The sequence below is a fragment of the Allobosea sp. P1_A7 genome (assembly GCF_056406775.1).
Window position 1 is genome coordinate 1 of record NZ_JBFTZN010000670.1, and the last position, 409, is coordinate 409.

At 69.9% G+C, this 409-nt stretch carries 1 protein-coding gene; it reads left to right on the top strand.

What is annotated here, in order from left to right; genetic code table 11:
* Positions 1–46 precede the first annotated feature (46 nt).
* Positions 47–409: FAD-dependent oxidoreductase (locus tag AC1D34_RS38325; protein WP_476827119.1), on the top strand; the 363-nt coding region annotated here is incomplete at its 3' end.

The following is a 409-nucleotide window of genomic DNA, read 5'->3' on the forward strand; positions in this document are numbered from 1 at the left end:
ACCGGTCGTCGGTTGCCAGGCAGCAGTGCAGGGAAGCGTTCGGCCGATGCAGGTTGACGTCATCATCATCGGCGGCGGGATAGCGGGCGCGTCAGCCGCCTATTTCCTCTCCGCCCATGGCTCGGTCGCCGTGATCGAGCGTGAGGAGCATTTCAGCTATCACAGCTCCGGCCGCACCGCGGCCCAGTTCACCGTCGGGATCAGCGCCGCGACGATGCGGAAGATGGCGCAGGCGAGCCGCGCCTTCCTGGAGACGCCGCCCGAGGGCTTCACCGATCACCCGATCATGACGCCGCGCGGCTGCCTGACGGTTGCGCAGGCGGGGCAGGAGGCGGCGCTCATCCGCCTGCGCGACAATCTCCACTCCGTCGGCGCCCGTGCCGAGTATCTCGGCGGCCGCGCCGCGCTC